Genomic DNA, 15251 nt, shown 5'->3' with positions numbered 1-15251 from the left:
ACCATGCAGCACTCCAAGAACGACTTCTGGGTGGGCCTTTTCGTCCTGCTGGGCGCAGCGGCTCTCGTCTTCCTGGCCTTGCAGTCCGCCAACCTGCTGAGCCTGAACTTCAGCAGTGGCTATGCCGTCACGGCCAAGTTCGACAACATCGGTGGCCTGAAGCCCCAGGCGGCCGTGCGCAGCTCGGGCGTGGTGGTCGGCCGGGTCAAGTCCATCAGCTTCGACGACAAGACCTTCCGCGCCAATGTGCTGCTGGACCTGGACAAGCGCTACGTTTTCCCCAAGGACAGCTCGTTCAAGATCCTCACCAGCGGCCTGCTCGGAGATCAGTACATCGGCATCGAAGCGGGCGCTGACGAGAAGAATCTCGCGGCTGGCGACGTCGTGACGCAGACGCAATCGGCCATCGTGCTGGAGAATCTGATCGGACAGTTCCTCTATGGCAAGGCGGAGCAGGGGTCTTCGGGCAGCGGGAGCAAGAAATGAACAACAACATCCACCCTCAATTCCTCGTCACGCCGCAGGGCGGGGCGCCAGTGCGCCTGCCCGCGCGCCGTGCTGCGGTCGCCGCCACGCTGGCGCTGGGTTCGCTCATGCTCGCCGGCTGTGCCACCGGGCCCGACGCCAATCCGCGCGACCCGCTGGAGCCCTACAACCGCACGGTGACCGACTTCAACGATGGCGTGGATCGCGCGGTGCTCAAGCCCGTCGCCACGGCCTATCGTGGGGTCGTGCCTTCACCCGTGCGCACGGGTGTGAGCAACTTCTTCGCCAACCTGGGCGACGTCTGGTCGTTCGTGAACAACGTGCTGCAGTTTCGCGGTAGCGAAGCCATGGACAGCCTGGTGCGCTTCAACGTGAATACGGTGTTCGGACTGGGTGGCGTGCTGGACATTGCCAGCGAGATGGGCATCCCGCGTCGCAAGACCGACTTCGGCCTGACGCTGGGTCACTGGGGCGTTCCGACCGGCCCCTACCTGGTGCTGCCGCTGCTGGGCCCCTCCACCGTGCGCGACACCGTCGCGCTGCCTGTGGGCATGCAGGGCAATCTACTGCGCGATGTCGATCCGGTTTCGGCGCGCAATCAGCTCTACGCTCTGCGCGTGGTGGACAAGCGCGCCAGCCTCCTTGCCGCAGGCAACGTGCTGGACACCGCCGCACTCGACAAGTACAGCTTCACGCGTGACGTGTTCCTGCGGGTGCGCGGCCTGGAGGTCGCCCCCTCGTCCGACGACGGCAAGGACGACGACTCCAGCTACGACCCGAACGCCGGCAAGCTGCCGCCGCTGCCCAATTGAGCGGCCGGCGCGGGCCGGATCGGCCTGCCCGGCATGGCATCCGCTTGCAGGCGTTGCATCGACTTGCATCCGGGTACCCGTCCGACGCATTGCGCGCCAGGGCGGCTTCCACAATCAGACCCAGACGACATTGCATCTGGCGAGCCCCTGCGGGGCCCGCATCGAAAGGAAAACACACATGATCCACCGACGTGACCTGGCCCGCTGGGCTCTTGCCCTGGCCGCTGCCACCTCCCTGGCTGGCCCGCTGGCAGCCTGGGCCGCCGACGAGGCTCCCGACGAGCTGGTCAAACGCCTCTCCACCGACGTGCTGGCCAAGGTGCGCGCAGACAAGTCCCTCCAGCGCGGCGACATCAACAAGGTGGTGCAGCTGGTGGATCAGACGATCCTGCCCCACGTCGACTTCCGCCGCATGACCGCCGCAGCCACCGGTCCGGCCTGGCGCCAGGCGACGCCCGACCAGCAAAAGCGCCTGCAGGAAGAATTCAAGACGCTGCTGATCCGCACCTATTCCGGCGCGCTCAACCAGGTCAGCGACCAGACCATCACCGTCAAGCCGATGCGCATGTCGCCCGGGGATACCGACGTGCTGGTGCGTACCGAGGTCAAGGGACGCGGCGACCCTGTCCAGCTCGACTATCGTCTGGAAAAGACGCCGGGCGAGGGCGCTGGGTGGAAGGTCTACAACCTGAACGTGATGGGTGTGTGGCTGGTGGATACCTACCGCAGTCAGTTCGCTCAGGAAATCAACGCCAAGGGCCTGGACGGGCTGATCGAAGCACTGGCCGCGCGCAACAAGGCCAACTCCGGCAAGTCCAGCTGATCCCGCCCGCACGCACAGAGATGCTGGTTCTACCGCCCGAACTGACCCATGAGCAGGCATCCGCCAGCCTGGGCATGCTGCTGCAAGGCCTGAAGGCGCACCGCGATCCGGGCCTCGTGGTGGACGCGGCGGCGCTCGTCTCGTTCGACTCGTCCGCGCTGGCCGTGCTGCTCGAATGCCGCCGCGCGGCGCTTTCCGAAGGCAAGACGTTCGCCGTGAAGTCGCTGCCGCCGGCGCTCGCCACGCTGGCGGGCCTCTACGGCGTCGAAGAGCTGCTGCCGGCCGCCTGAAGCCGTGCGCCCGGTGGCGCTCCGGCAGGGCCCGCAAGTCCCCAGGCCGGCCGGGTGCCGGCCTGAGGCCGTAAAATCGCGGGCTTACATGCCAGCAGTCTCCTTCCAATCCGTCTCCAAGACGTTCTCCACCCCCAAGGGGCCGTTCCAGGCACTCGACGGCGTCAGCCTCGACATCGAAGAAGGCGAGTTCTTCGGACTGCTGGGGCCCAACGGGGCGGGCAAGACCACTCTCATCAGCATCCTCGCAGGGCTGGCGCGTGCCAGCAGTGGCCGCGTGCTGGTGCAGGGCAGCGACGTGCAGTCCGACTATGCTGCCGCCCGCCGCAAGCTGGGCATCGTGCCGCAGGAGCTGGTGTTCGATCCTTTCTTCAACGTCCGCGAGTCGCTGCGCATCCAGTCGGGCTACTTCGGTGTGAAGAACAACGACGACTGGATCGACGAGTTGCTCGACAACCTCGGCCTGGCCGACAAGGCCAACTCGAACATGCGCCAGCTCTCGGGGGGCATGAAGCGCCGGGTGCTCGTGGCGCAGGCGTTGGTCCACAAGCCCCCCATCATCGTGCTCGACGAGCCCACCGCCGGCGTCGATGTGGAGCTGCGCCAAACGCTCTGGCACTTCGTCGCCCGGCTGAACAAGCAAGGCCACACCGTGCTGCTGACCACGCATTACCTGGAAGAGGCCGAGGCCCTGTGCAACCGCATCGCCATGCTCAAGCGCGGCGCCAGCGGCGGCCGGGTGGTGGCGCTGTCCACCACGTCCGATCTGCTGCAGGCGGCTTCCACCAACGTGCTGCGCTTCAAGACCGACGATGTCCTGCCGCCTGCCCTGGCATCCGTGGCCCGCGTCACCGGCCGGGTGGTGCAACTGCCCGCCCAGCAGGCCGAAGACATCGAATCGCACCTGGCCACGCTGCGCGCGGCCGGCGTGCGCGTGCATGACGTGGAAATCCGCCGTGCCGACCTGGAGGACGTGTTCCTGAGCGTGATGGCCGAATCCCGCTACCCTGATCCGGCCGCCGCGCCGCCGCCGGCCGATGGTCCCGAAGAGACTGCAGAAGGCGGGGTGCGACTATGACCGGCTGGCAAACCCTTTTCTACAAGGAGGTGCTGCGCTTCTGGAAAGTGAGCTTCCAGACCATCGCCGCACCGGTGCTCACCGCAGTGCTCTACCTGCTGATCTTCGGCCATGTGCTGGAAGACCACGTCAAGGTCTATGACCGCATCGGCTACACCGCTTTTCTGGTGCCGGGCCTCGTGATGATGAGCCTGCTGCAGAACGCCTTTGCCAACAGCTCTTCCAGCCTGATCCAGAGCAAGATCATGGGCAGCCTGGTGTTCGTGCTGCTCACGCCGCTGTCGCACTGGGGCTGGTTCGCGGCTTACGTGGGTTCGTCCATGGTGCGGGGGGTGGTCGTGGGCGTGGGCGTGTTCGTGGTCACGCTGGCGTTCGCGCGGCCGGAGTTCGCCGCGCCGGTCTGGATCGCCGTGTTCGCGCTGTTGGGCGCCGCGCTGCTGGCCACCCTGGGCCTGATCGCGGGCCTGTGGGCCGACAAGTTCGACCAGCTGGCCGCGTTCCAGAACTTCGTGATCGTGCCCATGACCTTCCTCTCGGGCGTCTTCTACTCCATCCAGTCGCTGCCGCCCTTCTGGCAGGCCGTGAGCCACCTGAACCCGTTCTTCTACATGATCGACGGCTTCCGCTATGGCTTCTTCGGCCAGAGCGACGCCTCGCCGTGGCTGAGCCTGGCCATCGTCGGCTCGGCCTGGCTGGCCGTCAGCGCCTTGGCCATCCATCTGCTGCGCACCGGCTACAAAATCAGAAACTGACGAACATGACCGCAGACGAACTCAAGCACCTCATCGCCTCCGGGCTCCCCTGCGAGCACATCGCGCTCGAAGGCGATGGCCGCCACTGGTACGCCACCATCGTGTCATCCGAGTTCGAGGGCCGGCGCGCCATCCAGCGCCATCAGCGTGTCTATGCCACGCTGGGCAGCCGCATGCACACCGACGAGGTGCATGCCTTGTCGATGAAGACCTTCACGCCGGCCGAATGGGCCGCGCAGCCGGACGACCGCTGAAGCGCGCCGACACCTTTCGGGTTTTTACTATATTTTTGATAGCTGCCAGCGCTGGATCCACGAGCGCCATGGCGGCTTTTTGTTGATGACACTCTGGGGCAAAACGCCATGGACAAACTCCTGATTCGCGGCGGCCGGCCGCTGCACGGCGAAGTGCCGATTTCCGGCGCCAAGAACGCTGCGCTGCCCGAGCTGTGCGCCGCTCTGCTGACCGCTGACCCCGTCACCCTGCTGAACGTGCCGCGCCTGCAGGACGTGGCCACCATGCTCACGCTGATCCGCAACATGGGGGTGGCGGTCGACCAGCCTCGCGCGCCCGGCTGCGACGATCTGGACAGCCGGGGCGACGCATCGACCGTGCGCATCGACGCCAGTGGCCTGAACACGCCCGAGGCGCCCTATGACCTGGTCAAGACCATGCGTGCCTCCGTGCTCGCGCTGGGCCCGCTGCTGGCGCGCTTCGGCGAGGCCACGGTGTCGCTGCCCGGCGGCTGCGCCATCGGTTCGCGCCCGGTGGATCAGCACATCAAGGGCCTCACGGCCATGGGCGCCGAGATCGCCGTCGAGCACGGCTACATGATCGCCCGGCTGCCTGCGGGCTGCACGCGCCTGAAGGGCGCGCACATCACCACCGACATGGTCACCGTGACCGGCACCGAGAACTTCCTCATGGCCGCCTCGCTGGCCGAAGGCGAGACGGTGCTGGAGAACGCAGCCCAGGAGCCCGAGATCACCGACCTGGCAGAGATGCTGATCGCCATGGGGGCGAAGATCGAAGGCCACGGTACCAGCCGCATCCGCATCCAGGGCGTGGAGCGTCTGCACGGCTGCACGCACCGCGTGGTGGCCGATCGCATCGAGGCGGGCACCTTCCTCTGCGCCGTGGCCGCCACGGGCGGCGAGGCGCTGCTGCGCCACGGCCGCGCCGACCATCTGGACGCCGTGATCGACAAGCTGCGCGATGCGGGGGTGCAGGTGCAGCCCGAGGAGGGTGGTATCCGCGTGCGCAGCGCGGGCGCCGGCAGCCTCAAGGCGCAGGGGTTCCGCACCACCGAATACCCGGGCTTCCCGACCGACATGCAGGCGCAGTTCATGGCGCTGAACGTGGTGGCGCAGGGCACGGCCACGGTCACTGAGACCATCTTCGAGAACCGTTTCATGCACGTGGATGAGCTGCTGCGTCTGGGCGCGCACATCCGCACCGACGGCAAGGTGGCGATCATCGAAGGCGTGGAGCGGCTCTCGGGCGCGACCGTCATGGCGACTGACCTGCGCGCTTCCGCCAGTCTGGTGATCGCCGGTCTGGTCGCCGAAGGCGAGACCGTGGTGGACCGCATCTATCACCTGGACCGCGGCTACGACTGCATGGAAGCCAAGCTGCGCGGCCTGGGCGCCGACATCGAGCGAGTGCAATAAAGATGAGCAAGGACACTCTCACCCTGGCCCTTTCCAAGGGCCGCATCTTTGAAGAGACCGTGCCGCTGCTGGCCGCTGCCGGCATCGAGGTGCTCGAAGACCCTGAAAAATCGCGCAAGCTCATCCTGCCCACCAACCAGCCCGACGTGCGCGTGGTGCTGGTGCGCGCCTCCGACGTGCCGACCTACGTGCAGTACGGCGGCGCCGATCTGGGCGTGACCGGCAAGGACACACTCATCGAGCACGGGGGGCAGGGCCTTTTCCAGCCGCTGGACTTGCGTATCGCGCGCTGCCGTGTCAGCGTGGCCGTGCGCAACGACTTCGACTATGCGCAGGCCGTCAAGCAGGGCTCGCGCCTGAAGGTCGCGACGAAGTACACCACCATCGCACGCGAGTTCTTCGCCGCCAAAGGCGTGCACGTGGACATGATCAAGCTGTACGGCAGCATGGAGCTGGCGCCGCTCACGGGCCTGGCCGACGCCATCGTCGATCTGGTGTCCACCGGCAACACGCTGCGCGCCAACCACCTGGTCGAGGTCGAGCGCATCATGGACATCAGCTCGCATCTGGTGGTCAACCAGGCTGCGCTCAAGCTCAAGCAGGCGCCGCTGCGCCGCATCATCGACGCCTTCGCCGGCGCCATCCGCAACGACTGAAGTCACTATGAATTTCGTAGCTGCCCCCGCACGTCTGTCAACCGCTGCAGCCAGTTTTGAGGCTGATTTCGCAGCCCGCCTGCATTGGTCCGCCGACACCGACGCGGCCATCGAGCAGCGCGTGGCCGACATCCTGGCCGACGTGCAGGCGCGTGGCGATGCGGCGGTGCTCGAATACACCGCCCGCTTCGACGGGCTGCAGGCGGACGGCATGGCCGCGCTGGAGCTGACCCAGGCCGAGCTCAAGGCCGCGTTCGATGCCATTCCCGCCGTGCAGCGCGGCGCGCTCGAAGCCGCTGCCGCCCGCGTGCGTCGCTACCACGAGGCGCAGAAGCAGGCCTCGGGCGAGAGCTGGAGCTACCGCGACGAAGACGGCACGCTGCTGGGCCAGAAGGTCACGCCGCTGGACCGCGTGGGCATCTACGTGCCCGGGGGCAAGGCGGCCTATCCATCCAGCGTGCTGATGAACGCCATCCCCGCGCACGTGGCGGGTGTGGGCGAGATCATCATGGTCGTGCCCACTCCGCAGGGTGCGAAGAACCTGCTGGTGCTGGCCGCCGCCTACGTGGCCGGCGTCACCCGCGCCTTCACCATCGGCGGCGCGCAGGCCGTGGCCGCGCTGGCCTACGGCACGGCCACCGTGCCGAAGGTGGACAAGATCACCGGCCCGGGCAATGCCTACGTTGCCAGCGCCAAGAAGCGCGTGTTCGGCACCGTCGGCATCGACATGATCGCCGGCCCCAGCGAGATCCTCGTGCTGGCCGACGGCAGCACGCCGCCCGACTGGGTGGCCATGGACCTCTTCAGCCAGGCCGAGCACGACGAGCTCGCGCAATCCATCCTGCTGTGCCCCGACGCGGCCTACATTGACGCCGTGCAGGCCGCCATCGACCGCCTGCTGCCCGAGATGCCCCGTGCCGCCATCATCGCCAAGAGCCTGAGCGATCGGGGCGCGCTGATCCTCACCAAAGACATGGACGAGGCCTGCGCCATCAGCAACCGCATCGCGCCGGAACACCTGGAAGTCAGCAGCACCGACCCGCACCGCTGGGAGCCGCTGCTGCGCCACGCCGGCGCGATCTTCCTGGGGGCCTACACGTCCGAGAGCCTGGGCGACTACTGCGCCGGTCCCAACCACGTGCTGCCCACCAGCGGCACGGCGCGTTTCTCGTCGCCGCTGGGCGTCTATGACTTCCAGAAGCGCAGCAGCCTGATCGAAGTGAGCGCGCAGGGCGCCCAGAAGCTGGGCACCATCGCTGCCGAGCTGGCCTACGGCGAAGGCCTGCAGGCCCATGCCCGCGCCGCCGAGCTGCGCCTCACGCCCGTGCCGCCGGCCCGCTCCGCCCCCTCTGCCGCCAAGGAATCCGCCGCATGAACCCAGCCGTCAACGCTCCTGCCGCCCTGCGCGCCCTGGACCGCATCCGCCCCGACGTGCGCGCCATGCACGCCTATCCCGTCCAGCCCGCCACCGGCGTGCTGAAGATGGACGCCATGGAAAACCCGTTCCGCCTGCCGGCCGAGCTGCAGGCCGCGCTGGGCCAGCGCCTGGGCGCGCTGGAGCTCAACCGCTACCCGGGCGCCCGCCAGAATGATCTGAAGGCGGCGCTGGCCGCCTACGCCGGCGCACCCGAAGGCAGCGCGCTGCTGCTGGGCAACGGCTCCGACGAGATCATCACCCTGCTGGCCCTGGCCTGCGCCCAGCCGCATGCTGGCGGCCGCGCCACCATGCTGGCGCCCATGCCGGGCTTCGTGATGTACCCCATGAGCGCGCAGCTGCAGGGGCTGGAGTTCGTCGGTGTGCCGCTCACGCCCGACTTCGCGCTGGATGAGGCGGCCATGCTCGCCGCCATCGCCGAGCACAAGCCCGCCATTACCTACATCGCCTATCCCAACAACCCTACGGCCACGCTGTGGGACGAGGCCGTGGTGCAGCGCATCGCCGACGCGGTGGGCGAGCAGGGCGGCATCGTGGTGATGGACGAGGCCTACCAGCCCTTCGCCAGCCGCAGCTGGATCACGCGGATGCGCGCCGAGCCCGAGCGCAACGCCCACGTGCTGCTGATGCGCACGCTCAGCAAGTTCGGCCTGGCCGGCGTGCGCCTGGGCTACCTGATCGGCCCCGCCGCGCTGGTGAACGAGATCGACAAGGTGCGCCCGCCCTACAACGTGAGCGTGCTCAACTGCGAGGCGGCGCTCTTTGCGCTCGAGCATGCCGAGGTGTTCGCCGCCCAGGCGGCCGAACTGTGCGCCGCGCGCACCGAGCTGCTGACCGCGCTGCGTGCCATGCCCGGCATCGAGCGCGTCTGGGACAGCGAGGCCAACATGGTGCTGCTGCGGGTGGCCGACGCCGCCCGGGTCTTCGCGGGCATGAAAGAGCGCAAGGTGCTCGTCAAGAACGTTTCTACAATGCATCCACTGCTGGCCAACTGCCTGCGCCTGACGGTCGGCAGCGCCGCCGACAACGCCCAGATGCTGGCCGCCCTCCAGGCCTCCCTATGACCTCCTCCGCACTCGTACCCTCCGCCTCGCAGGGCGACGCCTCGGCCGACCGTACCGCCGAAGTGTCCCGCAGCACCGCCGAAACCCGCATCAGCGTGTACGTCAACCTCGACGGTACTGGTGAAGCGCGTCTTTCCAGCGGCATCGGCTTCTTCGACCACATGCTCGACCAGATCGCCCGCCATGGGCTGATCGACCTGCGCGTGGACTGCGAGGGCGACCTGCACATCGACGGCCACCACACGGTGGAAGACGTGGGCATCACCATCGGACAGGCGTTCGCGCGCGCGGTGGGCGACAAGAAAGGCATCCGCCGCTACGGCCACGCCTACGTGCCGCTCGACGAGGCGCTCTCGCGCGTGGTGGTCGATTTCTCGGGCCGCCCGGGCTTGCACATGGACGTGAAGTTCACCGCCGGCAGCATCGGCCAGCTCGACACGCAACTGGTCTACGAGTTCTTCCAGGGTTTCGTGAACCATGCCGGCGTCACGCTGCACATCGACAATCTGAAGGGCTTCAACGCGCATCACCAGTGCGAAACCATCTTCAAGGCGTTCGCCCGCGCCCTGCGTGCCGCGCTGGAGCGCGATCCGCGCGCGGCCGGCGTCATCCCCTCGACCAAGGGCTCCCTGTAATTCTTCGGGCTCCCATTGGCCTCTGGCGCTCTTTCCTCCTGCGCAATCTGCTATGAATAGTGAAGCAAAGACCGTCGCCGTCGTGGACTACGGCATGGGCAATCTGCGGTCGGTGTCGCAGGCCGTGCTGGCCGCGGCGGCCGGCACCGGCTGGACGGTGCTCGTCACCTCGCACCCCGACGAAGTGCGTGCTGCCCAGCGCGTCGTGCTGCCGGGGCAGGGCGCCATGCCCGACTGCATGAGCGAGCTACGCGAGTCCGGCCTGCAGGAGAGCGTGCTGGAGGCCGCCGCATCCAAGCCCCTCTTCGGCGTCTGCGTGGGCATGCAGATGCTGCTGGACCACAGCGCCGAGGGCGATACACCCGGCCTCGGGCTGATCCCGGGCGAGGTCATCCGCTTCGAGCTGGCGGGGCGGACTCAGCCCGACGGCAGCCGCTACAAGGTGCCGCAGATGGGCTGGAACCGCGTGCGCAAGGCCGCCGCGCATCCGGTCTGGGGAGAAATTCCGGACGACAGCTGGTTTTATTTCGTTCACAGCTTCCATGCCGTGGTGCGGGATGCGGCCCACTGCGCGGGCGAAACCGACTACGGTGGCCGCTTTGCCTCGGCCATCGCACGCGATAATATTTTTGCCACGCAGTTCCATCCGGAAAAAAGCGCGGACCAGGGCCTGGCGCTCTACCGCAATTTCCTGCACTGGAACCCCTGAGTCCCATCAACCCGCCGGGCCGAGGCCCGGCACCGCCATCCTTTCTGCCGGCTCATCTCTCACATCATGCTGCTCATCCCTGCCATCGACCTCAAGGACGGTCACTGCGTGCGCCTCAAGCAAGGTGACATGGATCAATCCACCACTTTCGGCGAAGACCCGGCCGCCATGGCCCGGCGCTGGGTGGATGCCGGCGCGCGGCGCCTGCACCTGGTCGACCTGAATGGCGCGTTCGCCGGCGCACCCAAGAACTATGGCGCGATCAAGTCCATCCTCAAGGAGGTGGGCGACGACATCCCCGTGCAGTTGGGCGGCGGCATTCGCGACATGGACACCATCGAGAAATACATCGACGGGGGACTGCGCTACGTGATCATCGGCACGGCGGCGGTGAAGAACCCGGGCTTCCTCAAGGACGCCTGCAGTGCCTTTGGCGGCCACATCATCGTGGGCCTGGACGCCAAGGACGGCAAGGTCGCCACCGACGGCTGGAGCAAGCTCACCGGCCACGAGGTGGTGGACCTCGCCAAGAAGTTCGAGGACTGGGGCGTCGAGTCCATCATCTACACCGACATCGGCCGTGACGGCATGCTGTCGGGCATCAACATCGACGCCACGGTCAGGCTCGCGCAGGCGCTGACCATTCCCGTCATCGCTTCGGGCGGCCTGGGCAGCATGGCCGACATCGAGCAGCTCTGCGCCGTGGAAAGCGAAGGCGTCGAGGGCGTGATCTGCGGCCGCGCCATCTACTCGGGCGACCTGGACTTCGCCGCCGCCCAGGCCCGGGCCGACGAACTGGCCTGAGCCCGCCCATATCGCCCAGCGAGGCTGTTGGGAACCTCGCTGGGTAGCGCCGCGCAATAGGCGTGAGGCGCGCACCGCCGTGCCGCTTGAAAATAGCCCAGGCAAGCTATTCCCATCTCCTGTGTCGCCCGCCCGATTTCGCTCATTCCGCAGGGTGATGGGGGGCGCGGCCGTCCCATTCAGCCGTCAGGCCCCGGGTCGCGCGCGTTGCGCGGGCTGGGTCCGGGCCGCGCATACCCACTGTGCTATCGGTAAGGCCGACTTCCAGCGCGACCCCTTCGAGGACGTCGGTGGCCCTCCAGGATCGCCAGCCAGGGCTCAAATCCACCCTGGCGGTCACCCGCTAACACGGCCCTTATTTGAGTGTGTGTAGGACCGGGGCGATGCTGCAATATTTAATTATCGCTATCGCTGTGGAAAGTCCATTTGTGACACTCGTTTACCCCTGAGACATTTGCTAGTATCAAAACTCGAGGGTCAGACGACGCAGATCGCTCCCGCCCCGCTGACGCGCTCCGGTGCGTCTTCCCTGTTATCCGGTTCGCGCAAAGGAGAGGTCGCCTCGTGGCGGCACGCTAGGCGTGGGCATAGATTCTGCGACCTCGAATGCGTGTTCTCTCGATTTTTGGTACCCGACCCGAAGCCATCAAGATGGCACCCCTGGTCATTGCGATGCGACGCGAGTCGCAGATCAAGAGCGTGGTCTGCGTCACCGGCCAGCACCGGGAAATGCTGGCCCAGGTCATGGCCCTCTTCGATCTGCAGGCTGACCATGACCTCGACGTCATGCGTCCCAACCAGACTCTGAACGGATTGTTCTCCCGCCTCGTCGGCAGCGTCGACGACGTGCTGCAGACCGTGCGCCCCGATGCCGTGCTGGTGCATGGCGACACCACCACCGCGGCGGCCTGCGCCATGGCCGCCTTTCACCGGCGCATTCCCATCGGCCACGTGGAGGCTGGGCTGCGCAGCGGCGACATGCAGTCGCCCTTTCCCGAAGAGATGAACCGCCGTGTCGTGGACTGCATGAGCCAGTGGCTGTTCGCGCCCACGCCTTCGGCCCGCGATGCCGCTGCGCGCGAGGGCGCTGCCGGCAGGATCTGGGTCACCGGCAACACGGTGATCGACGCACTGGCCACCATCATCGCCAAATTCGATGCCGACCCCGTGCTCGATTCGAACCTGGCCTCGCGATATCCGTGGCTCGACGCCGGCCGCAAGCTGGTGCTGGTGACCGGGCATCGCCGAGAGAACTTCGGCGATGGCTTTCGCAGCATCTGCGCTGCGCTCAAGGAACTCGCCGGCCGCAACGATGTGCAGATCGTCTATCCGGTGCATCTCAATCCCAATGTGCAGGACGTGGTGAAGGAGACCCTCTCGGGCCTGCCCAACGTCCATCTCATCGCGCCGCTGGACTATCTGGATTTCGTTTGGTTCATGCGCCGCTCCTACCTCATCCTCACCGACTCCGGTGGTGTGCAGGAAGAGGCGCCCTATCTGGGCAAGCCCGTCCTGGTGATGCGCGATGTCACCGAGCGCCCCGAAGCCGTGGCCGCGGGCACGGTGCGTCTGGTGGGCACGTCGCAGAACCGCATCGTGCATGAGGCTCGGCGCCTGCTGGACGACGCGGACGTGCATGCCGAATTCAGCCGTCGGGGCAACCCCTATGGCGACGGCCATGCCTGTCAGCGCATCGTGGATGCCCTCTGCGGCCGCCCTTTCACCGAATTCCGCCCCTGAGCCATGTCCGGCCAGTCGTTCCCCCGATCCATTCTCGTATTACCCCGGAGCTTTCCCATGGTCCTTTCACTTCCGTCGCGCTTGAAGCACACCGCCAGACTGGTCTGCATGATGGGCTTGAGTGCCCCCCTCCTGGCACTGGCCAGTCCTGCGAGCGACGCTCTGCAGCGGCTGCAAGGCGACGTGTGGGTCACGCGCAGCTTCGCGCTTTCGGATCTGGGCTTCAATGACGCCGTGTTGATGAACGGCTTCGACTCCAAGCAGGATTTCTATCTGCCCGTGCCGCGTTCGCTGCCGCTGGCCGAAGCCAGCATCGACTTCAACGGCCGCTACTACAAGGCCGAAGAAGGCCGCACCTGGATGGTGATCTTCGTGAACGGCCGCCCGACGTTCTCGCGCCGCATCGAGTCCCAGGAGGGCGATGCCAGCCAGCTGCTGAAAGTCGATACCTCGGTGCGCACGAACGGTTTCCTGCGCCTGGGCGTGAACTGGCGCAACAACGTCGCCCAGCGCATTTGCGAGGTGGAGCGCTCCACCGGCAACGTGTTGTCCATCGCACCCGAGACCCGATTCACCTATCGCTTCAACAGCGCCGCGCTCACCAGCCTGGCCGATGCCTGGCTCACCCTGCCTGCGCGCCCCACGCTGCTGGTGGCTTCGCGCAACCTGTCCAAGGCCTCCTATGACACCGCGTGGCGCATGGGCGCTGCTCTGGAGCAGGCCGGTCGCCGCGTACAGGTCAAGGCCTTCCCGGTGCCGGGCGACACCATCAATACCAGCGGCTGGCAAGTGCCCGCCGGCCTGGCCGCGCTGCCCGCCTTCGCGGGCCTGGCAAGCGGCAATCCCCGCTACGTGCTCAAGGACGACGCCGAGGTCGGCGCGCTCCTCGTGCTGGGCGCTGCAGAAGCCGCAGGCGACCTGCTGGTGTCGGATGCCGCGTTGCAGCAGCAGATCGGCAAGGCGCTGAACGCTGTGGCTGCACAGTTCGGCAGCGATTCCGCCGCTGCGCAGGCGTTCGCGAGCTGGCGCGGCCTGCAGACCGCAGCAGGCGCGGCGGCACCCGCTTCGCATCAGGTCAAGCTCGAGATCCTGGGCGCCCGCCCGGTGATCGTGCTGTCCGAAGATGCAGGCGCCCAAGCGGCCGGGGCCTTCGCAGACGTCTGGCGCAACGTGCTCACCTCGCGCCAGGTGGTGATCAACAAGGCGGATGCGCCGGAGCTGGATGACCGCTCTGTGCTGCGTCTGGCCAATCTCGGCACCGAGGCCGGCTTCGACGTGGTGTCCCGTGGCGACTGGACTGCCACGCTGCCGCTGAGTGCCGTGGCCGTGAACGGCCGCATGCCTACCGACCTCGTCATCGACGTCGCGGCGGCGCCCGGCGCCTCTTCCACGCGGCCCGTGGCCTCGGTTTTCTGGAACAACGTGCTCCTGTCTGCCAAGCGGCTGGAGGCCAACGGCCGCCCCGAGCGGCTGGATGCGCGCGTTCCCGGCTACGCCCTGGGTCTGAACAACGTGGTCCGTGTGTCTTTCCAGCGCCAGCCGTATTCCAACGACTGCAATGAGACGCCTGAAGGCTTCCCGGTCAATGTGCTGCCGACCAGCTACGTGAAGGCTGGCGACTCCACACCCGACGGCACGTTCGTGGGTCTGCTGCCCCTGATGTCTGGCACTCCTGTGGTGGCGGTGCCCGCCTCTTACCTGGCCGACGCACCCACCACGCTCATGCGCCTGATTCGTATGGCCGTGGCTTCCGGTGTGACGCCTGTGCGCGCCGAGTTCGTGGTGGCCGAACAAGGCAAGTCGTTCTCGCCCTCCAAGCCCTTCCTGGCCCTGCAGGTGCCCGTCGATGGCGTGGATTCCAAGGTCCAGATCAAGGATGCCCATCTGCGCATCAGCGGCAAGAAGGCGCCCTGGCTCGATGTGGATGGCCTCTCGCGCCTGAGCGCTGCCGAGGTGAGCCGCTCGAACGGACATTACGGCTTGATCTGGCAGACCCTGGGCGAGCAGCCTGCGGGCATGCAGAAGGCTTTCGTGCTCAACCGTGGCGACATCGCCATCATCGGTGCAGAAGGCCCTGTGAGCTGGCTGGACAGCAGCAACCCCTCTGCCAGCCAGCCCCCGGGCGCCGGCGAGAGCGCGTTCTACGAATGGCGTCGGTACCTGTCGTGGGGCGTTCCGCTGCTGAGCCTGCTGCTGCTGGCCCTGATGCTGCTGCTGGTGTTCGCCTACCGCGCCAAGCGTCGCAAGGACGAATCGTCCTGATGGCTGCGCGCTGCTGTCGACTCTTCACGGATTGA

The 15251-nt window shown here is 67.1% G+C and carries 16 protein-coding genes; all 16 read left to right on the top strand.

The window, feature by feature from the left end; genetic code table 11:
- Positions 1 to 3 precede the first annotated feature (3 nt).
- The 16 genes from mlaD (at position 4) to AC3A84_RS10535 (ending at position 15216) form a co-directional block, all read left to right on the top strand.
- Positions 4 to 486 carry an outer membrane lipid asymmetry maintenance protein MlaD gene (gene mlaD, locus AC3A84_RS10610; protein ID WP_487969703.1) on the top strand — a complete coding sequence of 161 codons (483 nt, stop codon included), beginning with the start codon at positions 4 to 6 and terminating at the stop codon, positions 484 to 486.
- Positions 483 to 1298: an MlaA family lipoprotein gene (locus tag AC3A84_RS10605; protein WP_487969585.1), complete on the top strand. Its 816-nt coding sequence runs from the start codon at positions 483 to 485 to the stop codon at positions 1296 to 1298. The genes mlaD and AC3A84_RS10605 overlap by 4 nt, the downstream gene beginning before the upstream one ends.
- A 178-nt stretch (positions 1299 to 1476) precedes the next feature.
- Complete coding sequence (locus tag AC3A84_RS10600) at positions 1477 to 2121, top strand: MlaC/ttg2D family ABC transporter substrate-binding protein (protein WP_487969584.1); 645 nt, start codon at positions 1477 to 1479, stop codon at positions 2119 to 2121.
- A 20-nt stretch (positions 2122 to 2141) separates the two neighbouring features.
- A complete protein-coding gene (locus AC3A84_RS10595) occupies positions 2142 to 2411 on the top strand; it encodes an STAS domain-containing protein (RefSeq protein ID WP_487969583.1) in 270 nt (89 codons plus the stop codon).
- 88 nt (positions 2412 to 2499) lie between these two features.
- Entirely contained in the window at positions 2500 to 3489 is a 990-nt protein-coding gene (locus AC3A84_RS10590; protein WP_487969582.1) for an ABC transporter ATP-binding protein, read from the top strand.
- Positions 3486 to 4241 (top strand): ABC transporter permease, encoded by a 756-nt coding sequence (locus AC3A84_RS10585; RefSeq protein WP_487969581.1) that lies wholly within the window; start codon positions 3486 to 3488, stop codon positions 4239 to 4241. Before AC3A84_RS10590 ends, AC3A84_RS10585 begins: the two co-directional genes overlap by 4 nt.
- A gap of 5 nt (positions 4242 to 4246) precedes the next feature.
- The gene (locus AC3A84_RS10580; RefSeq protein ID WP_487969580.1) at positions 4247 to 4495 is read left to right on the top strand and encodes a BolA family protein; all 249 of its coding nucleotides are present in this window, start codon (positions 4247 to 4249) and stop codon (positions 4493 to 4495) included.
- A 108-nt stretch (positions 4496 to 4603) separates the two neighbouring features.
- Positions 4604 to 5911, top strand: a complete 1308-nt coding sequence (gene murA, locus AC3A84_RS10575; protein ID WP_487969579.1) for a UDP-N-acetylglucosamine 1-carboxyvinyltransferase — start codon at positions 4604 to 4606, stop codon at positions 5909 to 5911.
- A gap of 2 nt (positions 5912 to 5913) precedes the next feature.
- Entirely contained in the window at positions 5914 to 6567 is a 654-nt protein-coding gene (hisG, locus tag AC3A84_RS10570; protein WP_487969578.1) for an ATP phosphoribosyltransferase, read from the top strand.
- A gap of 7 nt (positions 6568 to 6574) precedes the next feature.
- Positions 6575 to 7942, top strand: a complete 1368-nt coding sequence (hisD, locus tag AC3A84_RS10565; RefSeq protein ID WP_487969577.1) for a histidinol dehydrogenase — start codon at positions 6575 to 6577, stop codon at positions 7940 to 7942.
- Entirely contained in the window at positions 7939 to 9066 is a 1128-nt protein-coding gene (gene hisC, locus AC3A84_RS10560; protein ID WP_487969576.1) for a histidinol-phosphate transaminase, read from the top strand. Before hisD ends, hisC begins: the two co-directional genes overlap by 4 nt.
- Complete coding sequence (hisB, locus tag AC3A84_RS10555; protein WP_092940534.1) at positions 9063 to 9701, top strand: imidazoleglycerol-phosphate dehydratase HisB; 639 nt, start codon at positions 9063 to 9065, stop codon at positions 9699 to 9701. Before hisC ends, hisB begins: the two co-directional genes overlap by 4 nt.
- A 52-nt stretch (positions 9702 to 9753) precedes the next feature.
- Complete coding sequence (gene hisH / locus AC3A84_RS10550) at positions 9754 to 10410, top strand: imidazole glycerol phosphate synthase subunit HisH (protein WP_487969575.1); 657 nt, start codon at positions 9754 to 9756, stop codon at positions 10408 to 10410.
- Positions 10411 to 10476: 66 nt separating this feature from the next.
- Positions 10477 to 11214, top strand: a complete 738-nt coding sequence (gene hisA / locus AC3A84_RS10545) for a 1-(5-phosphoribosyl)-5-[(5-phosphoribosylamino)methylideneamino]imidazole-4-carboxamide isomerase (protein WP_487969574.1) — start codon at positions 10477 to 10479, stop codon at positions 11212 to 11214.
- Between the two features lie 606 nt (positions 11215 to 11820).
- Positions 11821 to 12954 (top strand): non-hydrolyzing UDP-N-acetylglucosamine 2-epimerase, encoded by a 1134-nt coding sequence (gene wecB / locus AC3A84_RS10540; RefSeq protein WP_487969573.1) that lies wholly within the window; start codon positions 11821 to 11823, stop codon positions 12952 to 12954.
- Between the two features lie 111 nt (positions 12955 to 13065).
- Positions 13066 to 15216 carry a hypothetical protein gene (locus AC3A84_RS10535; protein WP_487969702.1) on the top strand — a complete coding sequence of 717 codons (2151 nt, stop codon included), beginning with the start codon at positions 13066 to 13068 and terminating at the stop codon, positions 15214 to 15216.
- Positions 15217 to 15251 lie beyond the last annotated feature (35 nt).

It is taken from the genome of Paracidovorax sp., assembly GCF_057642795.1.
This window is presented reverse-complemented; position numbering and strand designations above follow the sequence as displayed.

Coding starts and splice junctions, on each gene's coding strand:
- hisH (WP_487969575.1), top strand. CDS start 9,754: ATGAATAGTGAAGCAAAGACCGTCGCCGTCGTGGACTACGGCATGGGC.
- AC3A84_RS10595 (WP_487969583.1), top strand. CDS start 2,142: ATGCTGGTTCTACCGCCCGAACTGACCCATGAGCAGGCATCCGCCAGC.
- hisB (WP_092940534.1), top strand. CDS start 9,063: ATGACCTCCTCCGCACTCGTACCCTCCGCCTCGCAGGGCGACGCCTCG.
- murA (WP_487969579.1), top strand. CDS start 4,604: ATGGACAAACTCCTGATTCGCGGCGGCCGGCCGCTGCACGGCGAAGTG.
- wecB (WP_487969573.1), top strand. CDS start 11,821: ATGCGTGTTCTCTCGATTTTTGGTACCCGACCCGAAGCCATCAAGATG.
- mlaD (WP_487969703.1), top strand. CDS start 4: ATGCAGCACTCCAAGAACGACTTCTGGGTGGGCCTTTTCGTCCTGCTG.
- AC3A84_RS10605 (WP_487969585.1), top strand. CDS start 483: ATGAACAACAACATCCACCCTCAATTCCTCGTCACGCCGCAGGGCGGG.
- AC3A84_RS10580 (WP_487969580.1), top strand. CDS start 4,247: ATGACCGCAGACGAACTCAAGCACCTCATCGCCTCCGGGCTCCCCTGC.
- AC3A84_RS10600 (WP_487969584.1), top strand. CDS start 1,477: ATGATCCACCGACGTGACCTGGCCCGCTGGGCTCTTGCCCTGGCCGCT.
- AC3A84_RS10535 (WP_487969702.1), top strand. CDS start 13,066: ATGGGCTTGAGTGCCCCCCTCCTGGCACTGGCCAGTCCTGCGAGCGAC.
- hisC (WP_487969576.1), top strand. CDS start 7,939: ATGAACCCAGCCGTCAACGCTCCTGCCGCCCTGCGCGCCCTGGACCGC.
- AC3A84_RS10585 (WP_487969581.1), top strand. CDS start 3,486: ATGACCGGCTGGCAAACCCTTTTCTACAAGGAGGTGCTGCGCTTCTGG.
- AC3A84_RS10590 (WP_487969582.1), top strand. CDS start 2,500: ATGCCAGCAGTCTCCTTCCAATCCGTCTCCAAGACGTTCTCCACCCCC.
- hisG (WP_487969578.1), top strand. CDS start 5,914: ATGAGCAAGGACACTCTCACCCTGGCCCTTTCCAAGGGCCGCATCTTT.
- hisA (WP_487969574.1), top strand. CDS start 10,477: ATGCTGCTCATCCCTGCCATCGACCTCAAGGACGGTCACTGCGTGCGC.
- hisD (WP_487969577.1), top strand. CDS start 6,575: ATGAATTTCGTAGCTGCCCCCGCACGTCTGTCAACCGCTGCAGCCAGT.